This window comes from Streptomyces sp. SN-593, from assembly GCF_016756395.1.
Taxonomy (GTDB): Bacteria; Actinomycetota; Actinomycetes; order Streptomycetales; family Streptomycetaceae; genus Actinacidiphila; species Actinacidiphila reveromycinica.
The window spans coordinates 1,447,889-1,464,948 of the sequence record NZ_AP018365.1 but is presented as its reverse complement, the minus strand read 5'-3'; the positions used below and the strand labels follow the sequence as shown (position 1 = coordinate 1,464,948).

Sequence of the window (17,060 nt, the reverse complement as noted above, 5' to 3'; positions counted from 1 at the left end):
GGCGCTCAGTCCTCGTCTCGGGTGGTGGGGAGGTGACCGGCGCCGGACCGCCGCAAGGTGTTCAGCCCGCGGTCGATGAAGACCGGCACGACGTCGCCGATCCGGTCGAACCCGGCGCCGACGGTCTGGCCGAGGGTCCACCGGTAGTGGATGCCCTCCAGGATCACGGCGAGCTTGAAGTAGGCGAACGCGGTGTACCAGTCGACCGCGGTGACGTCGCGGCCGGACCGCTCGGCGTAGCGCGCGACGATCTCGCGGGCGCCGGGGTGGCCCGGGGCGCCGCCGGTGGCGGGCGCGGAGAGCAGGTCGCTGCTGCGCTGCTCGGTGTACATCACCAGCAGCCCGAGGTCGGTGAGCGGGTCGCCGAGGGTGGACATCTCCCAGTCCAGCACGGCGGTGAGTCGGCCGCCGGCGTCGATCAGCACGTTGTCCAGGCGGTAGTCGCCGTGCACGATCGCGGGCGCGGGGGAGTCGGGCAGCGAGCGGCCGAGGGCGGCGTGCAGCTCGTCCACGCCCGGCAGTTCGCGGCTGCGGGAGGCGTCGAGCTGCTTGCCCCAGCGGCGCAGTTGCCGGTCGAGGAAGCCCTCCGGGCGGCCGAAGTCGGCCAGGCCCACCGCCGCGGGGTCCACCGCGTGCAGGTCCACCAGCGTGTCGACCAGGGTGTGCACGGCCGCCCGGGTGCGCTCGGGGCCGATCTCCCGGAGCTGGTCCTCGCTGCGGTAGGGCGTGCCGGGGACGAACTCCATCACGTAGAAGGGCGCGCCGACGACCTCCGGGTCGTCGCACCGCAGCAGGGTGCGCGGCACCGGGACGGGGGTGTCGGCGAGCGCGCTGATCACGCGGTGCTCGCGGCCCATGTCGTGCGCGGTGGCCAGCACATGGCCCAGCGGCGGCCTGCGCACCACCCAGGTGCCGGCGCCGTCGGTGACGCGGTAGGTGAGGTTGGAGCGGCCGCCCTCCAGCAGATCGGCCCGCAGCCCGCCGCGGACCAGGCCGGGGAGCTCCCGGTCCAGGTGGCGGCGGAGGCGGTCGAGATCCAGGCCCGGCGGGTTGGCGGATGCGGTCATGCCGGGATCGTACCGACTGGTCGGTATGCAGTCCAGTGCTCCGGCGCCCTTCCGGACGCCACCGCGCGCGGGTGGCCACGGGGGCTCGCCGCGCCGCGGGCCGCATTGACGGTCGCCGGTCCGCCCGCCTACGCTCGATTCCATGGGTGAACGCGATTCATATATACAGACGGCGGGTGCTCCGAGCGGCGCCGCCTCGGCGACCATCGCCGAGGTGCGGCTGACTCCCATCCTGATCGCCGATCCGCCGCTGCTCAACACCCAGGGCGTTCACCAGCCCTACACCCCGCGTCTGATCGTCGAGGTGGTCACCTCCGACGGCACCACCGGCGTCGGCGAGACGTACGGCGACTCCGGCTACCTGCGGCTGGCCGCGCCGCTGGCCCAGGCGCTGCCCGGCCACCGGCTCGACGACCTGAACGGGCTGTTCACCCTCGCCGAGCGGGTGTGCGGCGACCCCGGGGAGGTCTCCGACTCCGTCACCAGCAGCGGCCTGCGCGGCGTGCAGACCGCGGACAAGCTCCGGCTGTCGGTGATCTCCGGCTTCGAGGTGGCCTGCCTCGACGCGCTCGGCAAGGTCGTGGGCCTGCCGGTCCACGCGCTGCTCGGCGGCAAGGTCCGCGACGCCGTGGACTACAGCGCCTACCTCTTCTACCGCCTCGCCGAGCACCCGCAGGGCGCCGGCGAGGCGGACGACTGGGGCGCCGCCCTCGACCCGGCCGGCGTCGTCGCCCAGGCCCGCCGCTTCGCCGACGCGTACGGCTTCGGCTCCTTCAAGCTCAAGGGCGGCGTCTTCCCGCCCGACCAGGAGATCGCCGCCGTACGGGCGCTCGCGCAGGCGTTCCCCGGCAAGCCGCTGCGGCTCGACCCCAACGGCGCCTGGTCGGTGGAGACCTCGCTGGAGGTCGCCCGCGAACTCGGCGACGTGCTGGAGTACCTGGAGGACCCCGCCAGCAGCACCGACCGGATGGCACGGGTCGCCGCGCAGACGTCCGTGCCGCTGGCGACGAACATGTGCGTGACGACGTTCCCGGAGATCCCGGAGGCGTTCGCCCGGGGGGCCGTGCAGGTGGTGCTCTCCGACCACCACTACTGGGGCGGGCTGCGCAACACCCAGCACCTCGCGGCGATCTGCCGCACCTTCGGGGTGGGCCTGTCCATGCACTCCAACACCCACCTGGGCATCAGCCTCGCCGCGATGACCCACGTCGCCGCGACCGTGCCCAACCTCGACTACGCCTGCGACTCGCACTACCCGTGGCAGAGCGAGGACGTCATCACCGAGCGGCACGTCTTCACCGGCGGGCGGCTCGCCGTCTCCGACACCCCCGGGCTGGGCGTCGAACTCGACCGCGACGCCCTCGCCCGGCTGCACCGCCGCTGGCAGGACGACGACGGCACGATGCGCGACCGGGACGACGCCGCCGCGATGCGCAAGGCCGATCCGGAGTGGCGCATGCCGTCGGTGCCCCGCTGGTAGCCCGGGATCAGGCCGGCAGCGCCGCCAGGATGCGCTCCACCGTCGGCTCCGCGTCGCCGTCGATCGGCACGGCGGTGCCCGACTCGTCCGGCTCCAGCGGCTCCAGCGCCTCGAACTGCGAGGCCAGCAGCGCCGGCGGCATGAAGTGGTGCGTGCGGCCGGCCAGCCGCGCCGCGATCAGCTCCGGCGTGCCGTCCAGGTGCGCGAAGAACAGCCCGGGTGCCGCCTCGCGCAGCCGGTCCCGGTAGCGGCGGCGCAGCGCGGAGCAGCTCACCACGCCGCCGCGCAGACCGCGCCCGGCGAGCCACTCCGCGATCGTGTCGAGCCAGGGCGCGCGGTCGGCGTCGTCCAGCGGCCGGCCGGACGCCATCTTGGCGAGGTTGGCCGCCGGGTGGAAGTCGTCGGCCTCGGCGTAGGGCACGCCCAGCCGCGCGGCCAGCAGGCCGCCGATCGTCGTCTTCCCCGACCCGGACACCCCCATGATCACGACGAGGGGGAGCGGAGCGGCGGGTCGGGCTGTCATGGCGCCCACTGAACACGCCGGCGCGGGCCCGGTTCAAGTCCGGGGCGGCGCGGCGGGGGACATTGCCGCCATACCGGGGTGTTCTGCCGGGTGGGGCCTGTCCGGCGGATCGTGCCGGGCGTCGCAGGCTCGCCACGATCTGCCGGGTAGGCCCTCAGGCCGCACCGGCGTTCCGGGTGCGTCCGTGATCCGCGCGGCCGCTGGCCGCCGGCCGCCGTGGACCCCGCGGCCGCCGGCCCCCGTGGACCCCGCGGGCACCGGTCGCCGGTCACCGTTCGCCGGTCGCCGTGGTCCCGGTGTTCACCCCTCGGCGCCGTCCCGGACCGCCCTGGCCGCCAGCCGTCGGCGGTCGGGCCAGCGCACCGCGCGGGCCCAGCCGAGCAGTTCGAAGATCCGGATCAGCCGGGCGCTGGAGTCGATCTGCCCGGGCAGCACCCCGTGCCGGGCCGACGTGGGGTCGGCGTGGTGGAGGTTGTGCCAGGACTCGCCGCCGGACAGCGGCGCCAGCCACCAGACGTTCCCGGAGCGGTCGCGGGAGCGGAAGGGGCGCGCACCGGCCACGTGGCAGATCGAGTTGATCGACCAGGTGACGTGGTGCAGCAGGCCGATCCGCACCAGGCCGGCCCAGAAGAACGCCGACAGCGCGGCCCGGCCGTCCCAGCCGCCCGGCCCCCACAGCCCGCCGGCCACCGCGGGCAGCCCGAACGAGGCCGCCACGACCAGGGGTTGCCACCTCGCCACCCGGACGAGGTCGCGGTCGGCGAGCAGGTCGGGCACGTAACGGGCCTGGTTGGTCTTCTCGTTGGTGAAGGTCCAGCCGATATGCGCCCACACCATGCCCTTGGCCACCGCGGCCGCCGACGTGCCGAAGCGCCACGGTGAGTGCGGGTCGCCCGGCCGGTCCGCGAACTGGTGGTGGCGGCGGTGGTCCGCGCACCAGGTGATCACGTCGCCCTCCACCGCGAGCGTGCCGGCCACCGCGAGCAGGATCTTCAGCGGGCGGGCCGCGCGGAAGGCCCGGTGGGTGAAGAGCCGGTGGTACCCGATCGTCACGCCGTGCACGGCCACCGCGTACGCCACCGCGCCGATCACCACGTCGTGCCAGCCGATGCCCCAGCCCCACAGCACCGCCACGGATGCGATCACCGCGGCGAAGGGCACGCCGACGAACAGGCCGACCACCACCCGGTCGGAGGTGCGCATCGGCTCACCCCAGGGCGCCGCCTCCGCCGAACTCGCTGCCATCAAAAGCCTCCTGGGCACGCTCGGGCCTGCGCTCGGACGGCTCGCAGCCTACTGACGGTCCGTCACCTCGGCTACGCACCGTGTGCGCACCGTGCGGCCTTCGGTCATCACCCGGCTGACAACGCGCCCGGGACGGCGCCGCGTCGACGGTCCGCGGGCGCATTCCGCGGGCGCCTCCCGCGGGTGCAGCCCACGGCCCACGGTCGGTTCCCACGGTCCGTTCCGACGGGCGGTTCCCACGGTCCGTTCCGACGGGCGAGGGCCGGAGCGGGCGGCGCGGCGCGCTCCGGCTCAACCGGCCTGCCGCGGCCGCATCTGCCGCAGTCGCAGCGCGAGTTCCATCTCGAAGCACACGTCCGGGTCCTGCAACCGGTCGCCGAACAGGTCGTCGAGGCGGCGTAAGCGGTAGCGGACGGTCTGCGGGTGGATGCCCAGCCTGACCGCGACCTCGCTGGCGTTGCGGCTGCACCGCAGCCAGGACAGCAGCGTCTCCGCGAGCCGGTCGCGGTACGGGCGGGGCATGCGCTCCAGCGGGTCCAGGTGGCGGGTGCCGAGCGCGTCCACCAGGTCCTCGTCCTGGAAGAGCAGGAGCGTGGTGAGGTGGTCGGAGCAGCGCACCAGCCCGCGCGAGGGCAGCACGGAGCGGCGCGCCAGACCCAGTGCGTCCAGCGCCCACCGCAGCGACCTGGCGCCCTCGGTGAGCGGCACCGTCGGTCCCAGCGCGGCGCGGTGGCCGCGCAGCGCCGCCTCGATCGCGCGCGCCCGGCCGGGGCCCTCGGGGTCGGGCACCACCACGCGGACCGGCTTGCGGTCGAAGTCCGCGAGCAGGTCGGGCGGCAGGATCGGCCGCGACTCCTCCCGTTCCCAGTGGCCGTCGAGCACCGCGACCGCGATCCGCGAGGGCACCGGCCAGCGGGCGGCGGGGGCGAGCGTGGCGATGGCCTGAGCGGTCGGCGGCTGCTCGTCGGTGAGCATGTCGAGCAGCCGCAGCCGGCGGCGGCGCGGCTCGTCCGCGAGGTGGGCCTGGGCCTCGGCGAAGCCGGCCGAGGTGGCGGCGGCGATCTCGTCCAGGTGCACCAGCGCGGCCTCGCCGAGCAGCGCGAGCTCCTGGCGGGGCAGCGTGTCGGAGTCGGCGAGGGTGCTGATGGTGCGCCAGGTGATGCGGGCGGCGATGCGCAGCGCCCCCTGGAAGGAGTCGAGGGTGCGCCCCTCGCGTGCCTCGCCGCGGCCGATGGCGTGGTAGATGTCGAAGACCTCCCGGGCGCCGATGCCGGGCGCGGTGAGCCGGTCGAGCAGGAGGTTCAGGCCGAGTTCGACGCCGGTGGTGATGGTGGTGGTGTAGGCGGCGTTGGTCGGACGGGCGTACTCGGGGATGCCGGCGAGGATGGCGTTCACCACCTCGCGCCGGATGTCCTCGGTCAGCGGGCGCAGGTGCTCGGCGAGGTCGGCGGAGAACCGGTGGAACGGCTCCTCCGCCAGTACGGCCCCATGTCTCACCACGGAACGGCCCCTTCCGCTCGATCGGGTGGAGTGCCGTGACCTTACTCTCCGGTAGCAACACCTGCACCAGTGGTGAACCGGACAGTGCGGGCGGCGGCCGCTGCGTTGTCATCCGGATGACAGCGGGCCCGGCCCGGGCGCTCACCGACCTCAGCGCTCCCGCCGCGGCCCCCGCACACCCCGCCCGGCGCTCCGACCGCCTTGTCACCGAAGTGACAGCGCCCGTGCCGCCCGCTGTCAGGCCCCGCACTACCCCCGCCCACCCGGCCGAGCGGAGCCTGTGGTGTCCACGACATCCCTGGCCGGAGGAGGACCGCGCATGACGCGCACCGCCGAGTTCGAGTCCCGCCGCGCCCGCCTGCTGCGCGGCGGTCCGCCCGAGGCCGTGGCCCGCCTGCACGCCCGCGGCCGGCTGACCGCCCGGGAGCGCCTCGACGCGCTCCTGGACGAGGGGTCGTTCACCGAGTTCGACGCCTTCGTCCAGCACCGCGCGACCGCGTTCGGCATGGACTCCCGGCGGCCCGACGGCGACGGGGTCGTCACCGGCCACGGCACCGTGGACGGCCGGCAGGTCGCGGTGTTCGCGCAGGACGCCACCGTCTTCGGCGGCAGCATGGGCGAGGCGTTCGGGCAGAAGGTCGCCAAGGTGATGGACCACGCGGTCAAGGTCGGCTGTCCCGTCATCGGCCTCAACGACGGCGGCGGCGCCCGCATCCAGGAGGGTGTCGTCGCCCTCGCCCACTACGCCGAACTCGTGCACCGCAACGTCAGGGCCTCCGGCGTCGTCCCCCAGCTCTCCCTCGTCCTCGGCCCGTGCGCGGGCGGCGCCGCCTACTCGCCGGCGCTCACCGACTTCACCGTGATGGTCCGCGACACCTCGCACATGTTCGTCACCGGCCCCGACGTCATCCGCTCGGTGACCGGGGAGGTCACCACCGCCGAGGAGTTGGGCGGCGCCCACACCAGCGGCACGGTCAGCGGCACCGCCCACTACGTCGCCGACGACGAGGCGGACGCCTTCGACTTCGTCCGCGTGCTGCTGTCCTACCTGCCCGCCAACAACCGCGACGCGCCCCCGGACTACGGCCTGCGCGCCGACCCCTCGGTCACCGCGCGGGACCTGCAACTCGACGCCATCGTGCCCGAGGACCCCGGCCGCGCCTACGACATGCGGGACGTCCTGCGCCGCGTCGTGGACGACGCCGAACTCCTGGAGGTACAGGAGCTGTTCGCACCCAACATCATCTGCGCCTTCGCCCGCGTCGAGGGCTCCTCGGTCGGCGTCGTCGCCAACCAGCCGCTGCACTCGGCCGGTGCGCTCGACATCGACGCGTCGGAGAAGGCCGCCAGGTTCGTACGGTTCTGCGACGCGTTCGGCATCCCCCTGCTGTCCTTCGTGGACGTCCCCGGCTACCTGTCCGGGGTCCGGCTCGAACACGAGGGCATCGTCCGGCGCGGCGCCAAACTCCTCTACGCGTACGCGGAGGCGAGCGTGCCCACCGTCACCGTCGTGGTCCGCAAGGCGTACGGCGGCGGCTACGCGGTCATGGGCTCCAAGCACCTGGGCGCCGACCTCAACCTCGCCTGGCCCACCGCCCGCATCGCCGTCATGGGCGCGCAGGGCGCCGTCGCGATCCTGCACCGCCGCGCGCTGAGCGAGGCCGAGGACCCCGAACTGCTGCGCAAGCAACTCGTCGAGGAGTACGAGAACGACTTCGCCACGCCGTTCCAGGCCGCGCAGCGCGGCTACCTCGACGCCGTGATCATGCCGCACGAGACCCGCGGCCGGATCGTCCGGGGGCTGCGCGCGCTGCGGACGAAGGAACTGGCCCTGCCGCAGCGCCGGCACGGCAACATCCCGCTCTGATCCCCTGACCTGACCTGACCTGACCCGCCCCCTCCTGCCCCCTGCCCCGTCTCCTGCCCCTCCCCGCGCCCCCTCCCCGCGCCCCCTGATCCGCCCCCGCCGTCCGCTCCGCTCCGCCCCGCGCCCCGATCTCCCGCACACCCGGCCGGCCCCGTGCGCCCGTGCCGCTACCCCTCTCCAGGAGTGCCCGTGCCGACACCTCCCCCCGCGCGTCCCGTCCCGCTGACCGAGTCGCTGCGCCGCTGGTCGGCGGAGCGCGGCGGGCAGCGGGCGTTCACCTTCGTCGACTACCCGGACCCCGACTCGCCCGGGCGGGCGCGGACGCTCACCTGGCGGCGGCTGGACGAGCACGCCCGCGACATCGCGCTGCGGCTGCGCGGCCGGGTCGGACCCGGCGAGCGCGCCGCGCTGATGCTGCCCCAGGGGCTCGGCTACGTGGCGGCGTTCCTCGGCTGCCTGTACGCCGGGGTGATCGCGGTGCCGCTGTTCGGCCCCGACCTGCCCGGGCACGCGGACCGGCTCGCGGCGGTGCTCGGCGACTGCGAGCCCCGCTGCGTGCTCACCGACGCCGCGACCGCGCCCGCGGTGGACGCGTTCCTCGCCGAGCACGGCATCCCGCCGGTACCCGTGCTCCACGTCGAGCGGACGCCCGGGGCCGAGCCGCCGCCCCGGATCCCGTGGCCGACCGCCGACCCCGAGGACATCGCCTACCTCCAGTACACCTCGGGCTCCACCCGCGTCCCCGCCGGTGTGATGATCAGCCACGGGAACGTCGTCGCCAACGCCCAGCAGGCGATCGACGCGTTCGCCGCCACGCCCGAGGACACGACCACCGTCGGATGGCTGCCGCTCTTCCACGACATGGGCCTGGTGCTCAGCGTCGCCGCGCCGGTCGTCGGCGGCTTCCCCTCGGTCCTCACCGACCCGGTCGCCTTCCTCGAACAGCCCGTGCGCTGGCTGCGGTTGCTCTCCACCTACCGGGGCGCCATCAGCGCGGCGCCCAACTTCGCGTACGACTACTGTGCCGCCCGGATCACCGCGGAGCAGGCCGCGGGGCTGCGGCTGGACGGGGTCCGCGCGCTGATCAACGGCAGCGAGCCGGTCCGGCCCGGCACCGTCGGCCGCTTCCACGCCGCCTTCGCGGACGCCGGGCTGCGCCCGCAGGCGCACTGCCCCTCCTACGGCCTGGCCGAGGCCACCGTCTTCGCCACGACGGACCCGCCGACCGCCCCGCCGCGCACGCTCGCCTGCGACGCCGACGCGCTGGCGGAGGGCCGGATCGTGCCGGCGGGCGCGGAGGAGCACGTCGGGGCGGCGGAGGCGACGGGCGAGCGGACGCCGGCCGGCGCGGCGGAAGGGGGGAGCGAGCGGGAGGCGGCCGGCGCCGTGGAGGGCCGCCCGGCCCCCGTGACGCTGGTCGGCTGCGGCATCCCGGTCGGCCAGGTGCTGAGGATCACCGACCCGCGCACCGGGCGCCCGCTGCCCACCGGACACGTCGGCGAGATCCGGCTGCGCGGCCCCAACATCGGCCTCGGCTACTGGAAGCGCGCCGACCGGTCCGCGGAGTCCTTCGCCGCCCGCATCACCGGCGAGTACGGCGACTGGCTGCGCACCGGCGACCTCGGCGCGCTCCACGACGGGCAGGTGTACGTCACCGGCCGGCTGAAGGACCTGCTCGTCGTGGACGGCCGCAACCACTATCCGCAGGACCTGGAGGAGACCGTCCAGGCGGCGCTCCCCGTGGTACGCCGGGACCGCCTCGCCGTCTTCGCGGTGCCGCCGGCGCGGGGCGCCCGGGACGCCGACGCCGCCCCCGACATCGTCGCCGTCGCCGAGTACCGGCGCGGCGCCGGGCCCACCGCCCAGGACCGTACGGCCGCCGAGGGCGCCGCGCGGGCCGCCGTGTCCGCCCGCCACGGTGTGCGGCTCGCCCGTCTGGTGCTCGTGCCCCCGGGCGCGGTGCCCCGCACGTCCAGCGGCAAGGTCTCCCGTTCGGCCTGCCGCGACCGCTATCTGACCGGCTCCCTCGCGAAGGAGGCCGCACCCGGTGCCTGACCACCCCACTCCGCCGCCCGGCCCGGCCGAGCCCCCGGTCCCGGCGTCCACCCCGTCCCTCGCCGTGCCCGCGGCGTCCGAAGCGGGACGCAGTACGGCCGCGGGCCCGCCGCCCGCCCCGGTCGGGGAAGGCCGTGTCGCAGGTGCACCGGCACCGGGCGCCGGGGACGGCGGCGGGGGCGGGCGCCAGGCGGGGGCGGAGGTGCGGGAGGCGATCGTGGCGCGGCTGGGGGCCTGGTACGGGCTCGACCCCTCCGACATCGACGACGACCGCCCGTTCGCCGAGTTGGGGCTCACCTCGCGGGACGCGGTCGCGCTCAGCGGCGAGTTGCGGGCCCTGACCGGGGTGCCGCTGGCACCGACCGCGCTGTGGGACGCCACGACGCTCGGCCGGCTGCTCGGGGCGCTCGCCGAAGGCGGTGCCGCGCAGGACGCGGCCGCACACCCCCGGCCGGAGCTGTCCGTCCCCGGTCCGGCCGGGGGGCCTGGCCGAGGTCCGGAGCACGGCTCGGAGCGGGCCCCGGAGCCGGGGCCGGGGCGAGGTCCGGCCGCCGTCCCGGTCGCCGTCGTCGGGCTCGGCTGCCGCCTGCCCGGCGGCGCCACCTCGCCCGCGGCACTGTGGGAGCTGCTGCGCGAGGGGCGGGACGCGGTGGGCACCGTGCCCGACGACCGCTGGGCGCCGTTCCTCCCGCCCGCCGTCGGCAGCCGTGCCGGCCGACGGCCCGGCGAGCCGGGGCCGGGCGGCCCGGGGGCGGGCGGACCGGGGGTGAACCTGGCGCAGCCGGATCGTGCGGCTCCGGGGGGCCAAGGCGCCACCGGCGGGGCGGAGTCCGCATCGGGGCCCGGCGAACCTGGGCCGGGCGGACCGGGGTTGGAGGGTGTCAGCCGGCACGGCGCGTTCCTGCCGGACATCGCCGCCTTCGACGCGGAGTTCTTCGGGATCTCCCCCCACGAGGCCGTGCGGATGGACCCGCAGCAGCGCCTGCTCCTGGAGGTCGCCCGCGAGGGCCTGGACCACGCGGCGATCCCCGCCACCGAACTGGCCGGCACCGCCACCGGCGTCTTCGTCGGCATCAGCGGCAACGAGTACGCGTCGCTGACCACCGCCGACCTCGGCGCGGTCGACGCGTGGACCCCGCCGGGCGCGGCGCTGAGCATCGCCGCGAACCGGCTGTCGTACGCGCTCGACCTGCGCGGGCCGAGCATGGCCGTGGACACCGCGTGCTCGTCGTCGCTGGTGGCGGTGCACCACGCGGTGCGCAGCCTCGCCACCGGCGAGACGGACACCGCGCTCGCCGCGGGCGTCAACCTGCTGCTGTCCCCCGCGCTGACCCTCGCGTTCCAACGCGCGGGGGCGCTCGCGCCCGACGGCCGCTGCAAGACCTTCGACGCGTCGGCCGACGGGATGGTGCGCGGCGAGGGCTGCGTCGTCGCCGTGCTCAAGCGCCTCGCCGACGCCGAACGGGACGGCGACCGGGTGCTGGCGGTGGTCCACGGCACCGCCGTGAACTCCGACGGCCGCTCCAACGGGCTGCTCGCCCCCAACCCGGCGGCGCAGCGCGCCCTGCTGCGCCAGGCGCACGGCCCGCGGGGCGCGCTGCTCGACTACGTGGAGGCCCACGGCACCGGCACCGCGCTCGGCGACCCGATCGAGGCGCAGGCGCTGGGCGCCGTGCTCGGCACCGGCCGGGACCCGGACCAGCCGCTGCTGATCGGCTCGGCCAAGACCAACTTCGGGCACCTGGAGGCCGCGGCGGGAATGGTCGGCCTGGCGAAGACGGTGCTGGCGCTGCACCACGGCCTGCTGCCCGCCCACCTCCACCTCACCGAGCCGAACCCGCTGATCGACTTCGACGCGCTCGGGCTGCGCGTCGTGACCGCGCCGGAACCCTGGCCGCGCTACTCCGGCACCGCGACCGCGGGTGTCTCCGCGTTCGGATTCGGCGGGACCAACGCCCATGTCACGCTGGCGGAGTACCGGCCCACCGGGCCCTGCCCCCCGGCGGCCCTCCACCGACCGGCCCACGCGAGCGGCCCCGCCGCCGCGCCGTCCTCCGCGCCCACCCCGGAACCCGTGACCGCGGCCGCCCCCGGGGACGCCGCGACCGCTCCGCTTCCCGGGCCGGAACCCGCGACCGCGGCCGCCGCCGCTCGCTGGCCGGAGCCCGTGACCGCAGCCGCTCGCCGGCCGGCGCCCGTGGTCGTCGCCGAACCGCCGCCCGCCGTCCTGGTGCTGGACGCCCCGTCGGACGCCCGGCTGCGGGCCGCCGCCGAGGCACTCGCCCGCTGGCTGGCCTCCCCGCCCGGCCGCGCGGTGCCGCTGCGCGACCTCGCCCGCACCCTGCACGGCCGTACCGGGCGGGGCAGGCACCGCGCCGCCGCCGTGGCCGCGGACCACGACGAGGCCGCCGCCGCGCTGGCCCGCCTGGCCACCGGCCGGCCGCACCCGGCCCTGGCACGCCCCGCCCCGCCGCCACCCGACGGCCCCCGACCGGCCTACCCGCCGAGCCCGTCGAACGGCGGCGCGCCCCGGCCGGTGTGGGTCTTCTCCGGCTACGGCTCGCAGTGGCCCGGGATGGGCCGCCGGCTGCTGGCCGCGGAGCCGGCGTTCGCCGCGGCCGTGGACCGCCTGGAACCGCTGCTGGAACGCCACGCCGGACTCTCGCTGCGCGCGCACCTGCGGCCGGACGCCGACCTGGCGACCCCCTCCGTGGTGCAGCCGGTGCTCTTCGGGCTCCAGGTCGCGCTGGCCGGCCTGTGGCGGTGGTACGGCGTGGAACCGGCCGCCGTCATCGGGCACTCGATGGGGGAGGTGGCCGCCGCGGTCGTCGCGGGCGCGATCGACGAGGAGAGCGGCGCGCGGGTCATCGGTACCCGGGCGCGGCTGCTCGACGGGCTGTCCGGTGGCGCGATGGCGGTGGTGGAGCTGTCGGCGGCCGAGGTGCGCCGGCACGCCGCGACCTTCCCGAGCGTGCGGGTCGCGGTGCACTCCTCGCCCGCGCAGAGCGTCGTGACCGGGACGGCCGCCGACATCGACAACCTGGTCGCCATGGTGCGGCGGCTCGGCGGGCTGGCCCGCCCGCTGCGGGTGGTCGCCGCCGGGCACTCCCCGCAGGTGGACCCGCTGCTGGCGCCGCTCACCCGCCAACTCGGCGAGGTGCCGCACACCGTGCCGGGCCGCGCGTTCTACGGCACCGTCCTGGACGACCCGCGCGAGGTGCCCGCCTTCGACGCCGGCTACTGGGCCGCCGGGCTGCGCCAACCGGTGCGCTTCGCGCAGGCGGTCGCCGCCGCGGCCGAGGACGGCCACCGGACCTACGTCGAGATCTCCGCCCACCCGACCCAACTGCACCCGCTCGCCGAGACGTTGGCCGCCCAGGGGATCGAGGGCGCGGTACTGCTGCCGACGCTGCGCCGGAACACGGACGACGCCCGCACCTTCCGCACGGGCCTGGCGGCACACCTGCTGCACGGCACGGCGGTCGCACGGGACCTGCTCCACCCGGGGGCCCGGCCCGCCGACGTCCCCTCGGCCGGCTGGCGGCACCGCAGGTACTGGGTGGAGACGGCCACGGCGGTGCACCGGCGCGGGCCCGAACCGGCCGCCGCCCCAGGCGAGTTCGGCGCGGCGGCCACAGGTACGGACGGGGACGCGCCTGCCGCCGGATTCACTGCCGGGGCTGCCGCCAAGCCCCTTTCCGGACCCCCTTCCGGACCCCCTTCCGGACCCCCTTCCGAGCCCGCTGCCGGTTCCCCCGGCGCGGGCGGCGCGGTGGCGGCGTCGGGCGCCCCGACCGTCCTCGGGCGCCTGCTCGGCCACGTCGCCCAGGTCATGGGCTACGCCCCGACCGACATCGACCCCCGCACCCCGCTCACCGACCTCGGCCTCGACTCGCTGATGGCGGCCCGCATCCTCGCCGCCGTGGGGCGTGACTTCGGCGTCGCCGTCGAGCCGCGCGTGCTGCTGCGGCACGGCACCGTGGAGGCGCTGGCGGCCTGGCTGGCGCGCCACGGCGACGACCCGGCGGACGCCGCGACCGGAGCCCCGGCGGACGCCGCGACCGGAGCCCCGGCGGACGCCGCGACCGGAGCCCCGGCGGACGCCGCGACCGGAGTCCTGGCGGACACCGCGCCGCCCGTGCCCGTGCCGCCCACCCCGCCGGTGACCGAACCCGCCGCCTCCACACGGCCGTCGGAGGACGCGGCCGCCCCCGCCCGGTCGGGGCAGAACGGCCGCCGGCGTCGTATCCAGCCGCGCGACGCCGCCGAGCGGCTGGTCGCCCATGCCTGGGCCACCGTCGCGGGCGGTCCGCCGCCCGGCGCCGAGGACGATCTCGGGCTGCCCGGCCGGCCGTTCGACGACGTGGCGCGGTTCGCCGCGGAGCTGACCGGGCGCAGCGGGTACAGGGTGGCGCCGGGGGAGCTGCTGACCCGTCCGCCGACGGTCTCCGCGGTCGCCGAACTCCTGCGCCCACGGCTGGAGTCGGCGACCGGCGGCCCCGTCCGCACCCTCAGCGCCGCGGGCACCGGTGCGCCGCTCTTCCTCTTCCACCCGGCGGGCGGCTCCTCCGCGGTCTACGGCGGCCTCGTCCGGCGGCTCGGCCCCGACCGCCCCTGCTACGGCCTGGACCGGCTGCCCGCCCTGGCCGACGTGGGCGACCGCGCCCGCGCGTACGCCCGTACGATCCGCGATGTCCGGCCGAACGGACCCTGGGTGCTGGGCGGTTGGTCGTACGGCGGGCTGCTGGCGCAGGAGACCGCCCGGCTGCTCGCCGCCCCCGAGGACACGGCCCCGGAGCCGCACCGCGACCCGCGGCGGCGTACGACGCCCGGGGCGGTGGCCGCGCTGGTGCTGGTGGACAGCGTGCTGCCGCTGCCCGCGCCCCGACTCACCCCGCGCGACGAGGCGTTGCGGCGCTTCTCCGGCTTCGCCCGGTACGTCGAGGAGACCTACGGCGCCCGGCTCGACCTGCCCTACGACCGGCTGGCGGCACTCGACGACGCCGGGCAGGTCGATCTCGTCGTCGGCGCCCTCGCCCGGTCGGCCGATCTGCCGGCGGCCGTGCTGGAGCACCAGCGCGCGTCGTACCTCGACCTGCGCAGCGCCGAGCGGCATACCCCGCGCCCCTACGCCGGCCGGACCCTGCTCTACCGCGCCACCGAGCCGGCCCCGCACACGGTGCGCGATCCCCGCTACGACCGCGACGACCCGGCGCTCGGCTGGGACGCCCACTGCCGGGACCTGACCGTCCGCCCGCTGCCCGGCCACCACCTGGCGCTGCTCGACCCGCCCGTGGTGGACGAACTCGCCGCACTCCTGGCCCGCGACCTGGCCGGCGGCGCCACCGAGCCCCCGCGGCCCGAGCCGGGCGAACGGTGAACGCGCACCCGGCGGGTCCGCCCCCGGCACGTCCGCACCGGGCGGATCCGTCCCCGGCACCCCGAACCCGGGTGTCCGCGCCGGTGGACCGTCCGCCGCGAACTCCCCACGCCATGAACCCCTTCCGCCCCGAACCGCCTACGACATGAGGTGTCCCATGCACACGCACCGCCGTCTTCCGGGGGCCGCCGCGGCACTGGCCGTCACGCTCGCGGCCAGCGCGGCGCTGGTCCTCGGCCCCGCGGGCCCGGCACCGGCCGCCACCGCGCGCGAGGGTGCCGCCGCCGTACCCGCAGGCACCGCCGCGGACGGCGCGTCCGTCGTCTCCCAGACCTGGCTCGACGCGCGCACCGTGGACCTGCGGATCTCCTCGCCCGCGGTCGGCGGCACCGTCTCCACCCGCCTGCTGCTGCCGGCCGACTGGTCGGCCCAGGCCGGCCGCACCTGGCCGGTGCTCTACCTGCTCCAGGGCGCCCACGACGACTACACCTCGTGGACGCGCGAGACCGACATCGAGCAGTTCACCGCCGACAAGGAGGTGATCGTCGCCATGCCGTCGTCCGGTCCCACCGGCATCCCCAGCGCCTGGTGGAACTACGGCAGCGGCCACCCGGACTACGAGACCTTCCAGGTCACCGAGTTGATGCAGCTCCTCCAGCAGGACTACCGCGCCGGCGCCACCCGGGCGATCGGCGGGGTGTCCACCGGCGGCTGGGCGGCGATGGCCTTCGCCGCGCGGCACCCGGGCACCTTCGCCGCCGCGGCCTCCTACAGCGGCGTGCTCGACACCACGATGCCGGGCATGCCGACCGTGGTCGAGGCGATCGTCGCCCGCGAGGGACTGGACCCGATGTCGCTGTGGGGCTCGCCCGTCCTCAACTTCCCGCTGTGGAACGCCGAGAACCCGTTCGCGCTCGCCTCGGGCCTCCAGGGCACCAAGCTCTTCCTCTCCTCCGGGACCGGAGTCGTGGGCGGGAACGGCGAGTTGAGCGCCGAAGCGCTGGAGACCACGCTGTGGCCCGGCTCGCAGGCGTTCGCCGTGCGGCTGGCACTGCTCGGCCTCCCGGTCCAGACCCACTTCTACACCGGCGGCACGCACAGTTGGACGTACTGGAAGCAGGAGTACAAGACGTCGTGGCCGGTGATCGCGCAGGCGCTCGGCCTGACCTGAGAAGCCGCGGGCGGGACCGGCCCCGGGACCCGGCACGACCCGCCGGACGGCCTCAGCGCTCCGCCCGCCAGCGGGCCAGCCGGCGGTACGCCTCCAGCCCGTCCGGCACGAACTCCCACTCGCGCAACCGCGTTTCGAGCTCCTCCTCGGTCACGAAGGCGTGCCAGGCGACCTCCTCCGGCTGCGGCCGCACCGGACCGTCGACCCGTACCTCGTACACCGTCGACCACCAGCCGCCGGGGCCGTTCTCCTGGCGGTAGAGGAACTTGAACAGGCGGGTGGGCTGCGGCAGTCCGGACACGCCCAGCTCCTCCTCGGCCTCGCGCAGGGCCGTCTCGTCGTAGGACTCGCCCGCCCCGACGACGCCGCCGACGAAGACGTCGTACAGGGACGGGAAGACGAGCTTGCGGGACGTGCGGCGGTGCACGAAGATCCGGTCGCGGTCGTCGCGGGCCAGGATGAACGCGCAGCGGTGCCGCAGCCCGCGCGCGTACGCCTCGCCGCGCGGCGAGGTGCCGACGACGTGGTCGTCCTCGTCCACGATGTCGATGACCTCGTGCACGGACAGCGGGCCGCCGTCGTCGTCGGGCGCGCCGGCGTCGGGGCGTTCGGCCGGATCGGGGCGTTCGGCCGGATCGGGGCGCGCGGGAGGTTGGTTCATCCCGCGATTCAACCACCGGCCGTCCGATCCCCGCCCTCACGGGGTCTTGCGCGGCGCGGGCATCGGCACGATGATCGCCGGGGCCGGTGACCCTGGGGCGAAGTGACGGGA

Annotated in this window: 10 protein-coding genes; 5 read left to right on the top strand and 5 right to left on the bottom strand. The window is 76.3% G+C overall.

What is annotated here, in order from left to right; all coding sequences use genetic code 11:
- Positions 1-5: 5 nt before the first annotated feature.
- A complete protein-coding gene (locus RVR_RS06200; RefSeq protein ID WP_202232883.1) occupies positions 6-1,067 on the bottom strand; it encodes a phosphotransferase family protein in 1,062 nt (353 codons plus the stop codon).
- Between the two features lie 142 nt (positions 1,068-1,209).
- Here RVR_RS06200 and RVR_RS06195 point away from each other — a divergent pair, with 142 nt between their 5' ends.
- Positions 1,210-2,547: a glucarate dehydratase family protein gene (locus RVR_RS06195; protein ID WP_202232882.1), complete on the top strand. Its 1,338-nt coding sequence runs from the start codon at positions 1,210-1,212 to the stop codon at positions 2,545-2,547.
- Between the two features lie 7 nt (positions 2,548-2,554).
- Here RVR_RS06195 and RVR_RS06190 read toward each other — a convergent pair whose 3' ends face one another.
- The 3 genes from RVR_RS06190 to RVR_RS06180 form a co-directional block, all read right to left on the bottom strand.
- Entirely contained in the window at positions 2,555-3,070 is a 516-nt protein-coding gene (locus tag RVR_RS06190; protein WP_202232881.1) for a gluconokinase, read from the bottom strand.
- A 300-nt stretch (positions 3,071-3,370) separates the two neighbouring features.
- Positions 3,371-4,315, bottom strand: a complete 945-nt coding sequence (locus RVR_RS06185) for an acyl-CoA desaturase (RefSeq protein WP_202232880.1) — start codon at positions 4,313-4,315, stop codon at positions 3,371-3,373.
- Between the two features lie 291 nt (positions 4,316-4,606).
- On the bottom strand, positions 4,607-5,815 hold the full coding sequence (locus RVR_RS06180) for a PucR family transcriptional regulator (RefSeq protein WP_237404598.1): 1,209 nt from the start codon (positions 5,813-5,815) through the stop codon (positions 4,607-4,609).
- Positions 5,816-6,134: 319 nt separating this feature from the next.
- Here RVR_RS06180 and RVR_RS06175 point away from each other — a divergent pair, with 319 nt between their 5' ends.
- The 4 genes from RVR_RS06175 (at position 6,135) to RVR_RS06160 (ending at position 16,288) form a co-directional block, all read left to right on the top strand.
- The gene (locus RVR_RS06175; RefSeq protein ID WP_202232879.1) at positions 6,135-7,682 is read left to right on the top strand and encodes an acyl-CoA carboxylase subunit beta; all 1,548 of its coding nucleotides are present in this window, start codon (positions 6,135-6,137) and stop codon (positions 7,680-7,682) included.
- A gap of 189 nt (positions 7,683-7,871) precedes the next feature.
- Positions 7,872-9,737: a fatty acyl-AMP ligase gene (locus RVR_RS06170; protein ID WP_202232878.1), complete on the top strand. Its 1,866-nt coding sequence runs from the start codon at positions 7,872-7,874 to the stop codon at positions 9,735-9,737.
- A 217-nt stretch (positions 9,738-9,954) separates the two neighbouring features.
- Positions 9,955-15,117: a type I polyketide synthase gene (locus RVR_RS06165; protein ID WP_202232877.1), complete on the top strand. Its 5,163-nt coding sequence runs from the start codon at positions 9,955-9,957 to the stop codon at positions 15,115-15,117.
- Positions 15,118-15,274: 157 nt separating this feature from the next.
- Entirely contained in the window at positions 15,275-16,288 is a 1,014-nt protein-coding gene (locus RVR_RS06160) for an alpha/beta hydrolase (RefSeq protein ID WP_202232876.1), read from the top strand.
- 52 nt (positions 16,289-16,340) lie between these two features.
- On the opposite strand, the gene RVR_RS06155 is transcribed toward RVR_RS06160, so the two are convergent.
- Positions 16,341-16,949 (bottom strand): NUDIX hydrolase, encoded by a 609-nt coding sequence (locus RVR_RS06155; protein ID WP_202232875.1) that lies wholly within the window; start codon positions 16,947-16,949, stop codon positions 16,341-16,343.
- Positions 16,950-17,060: the final 111 nt, after the last annotated feature.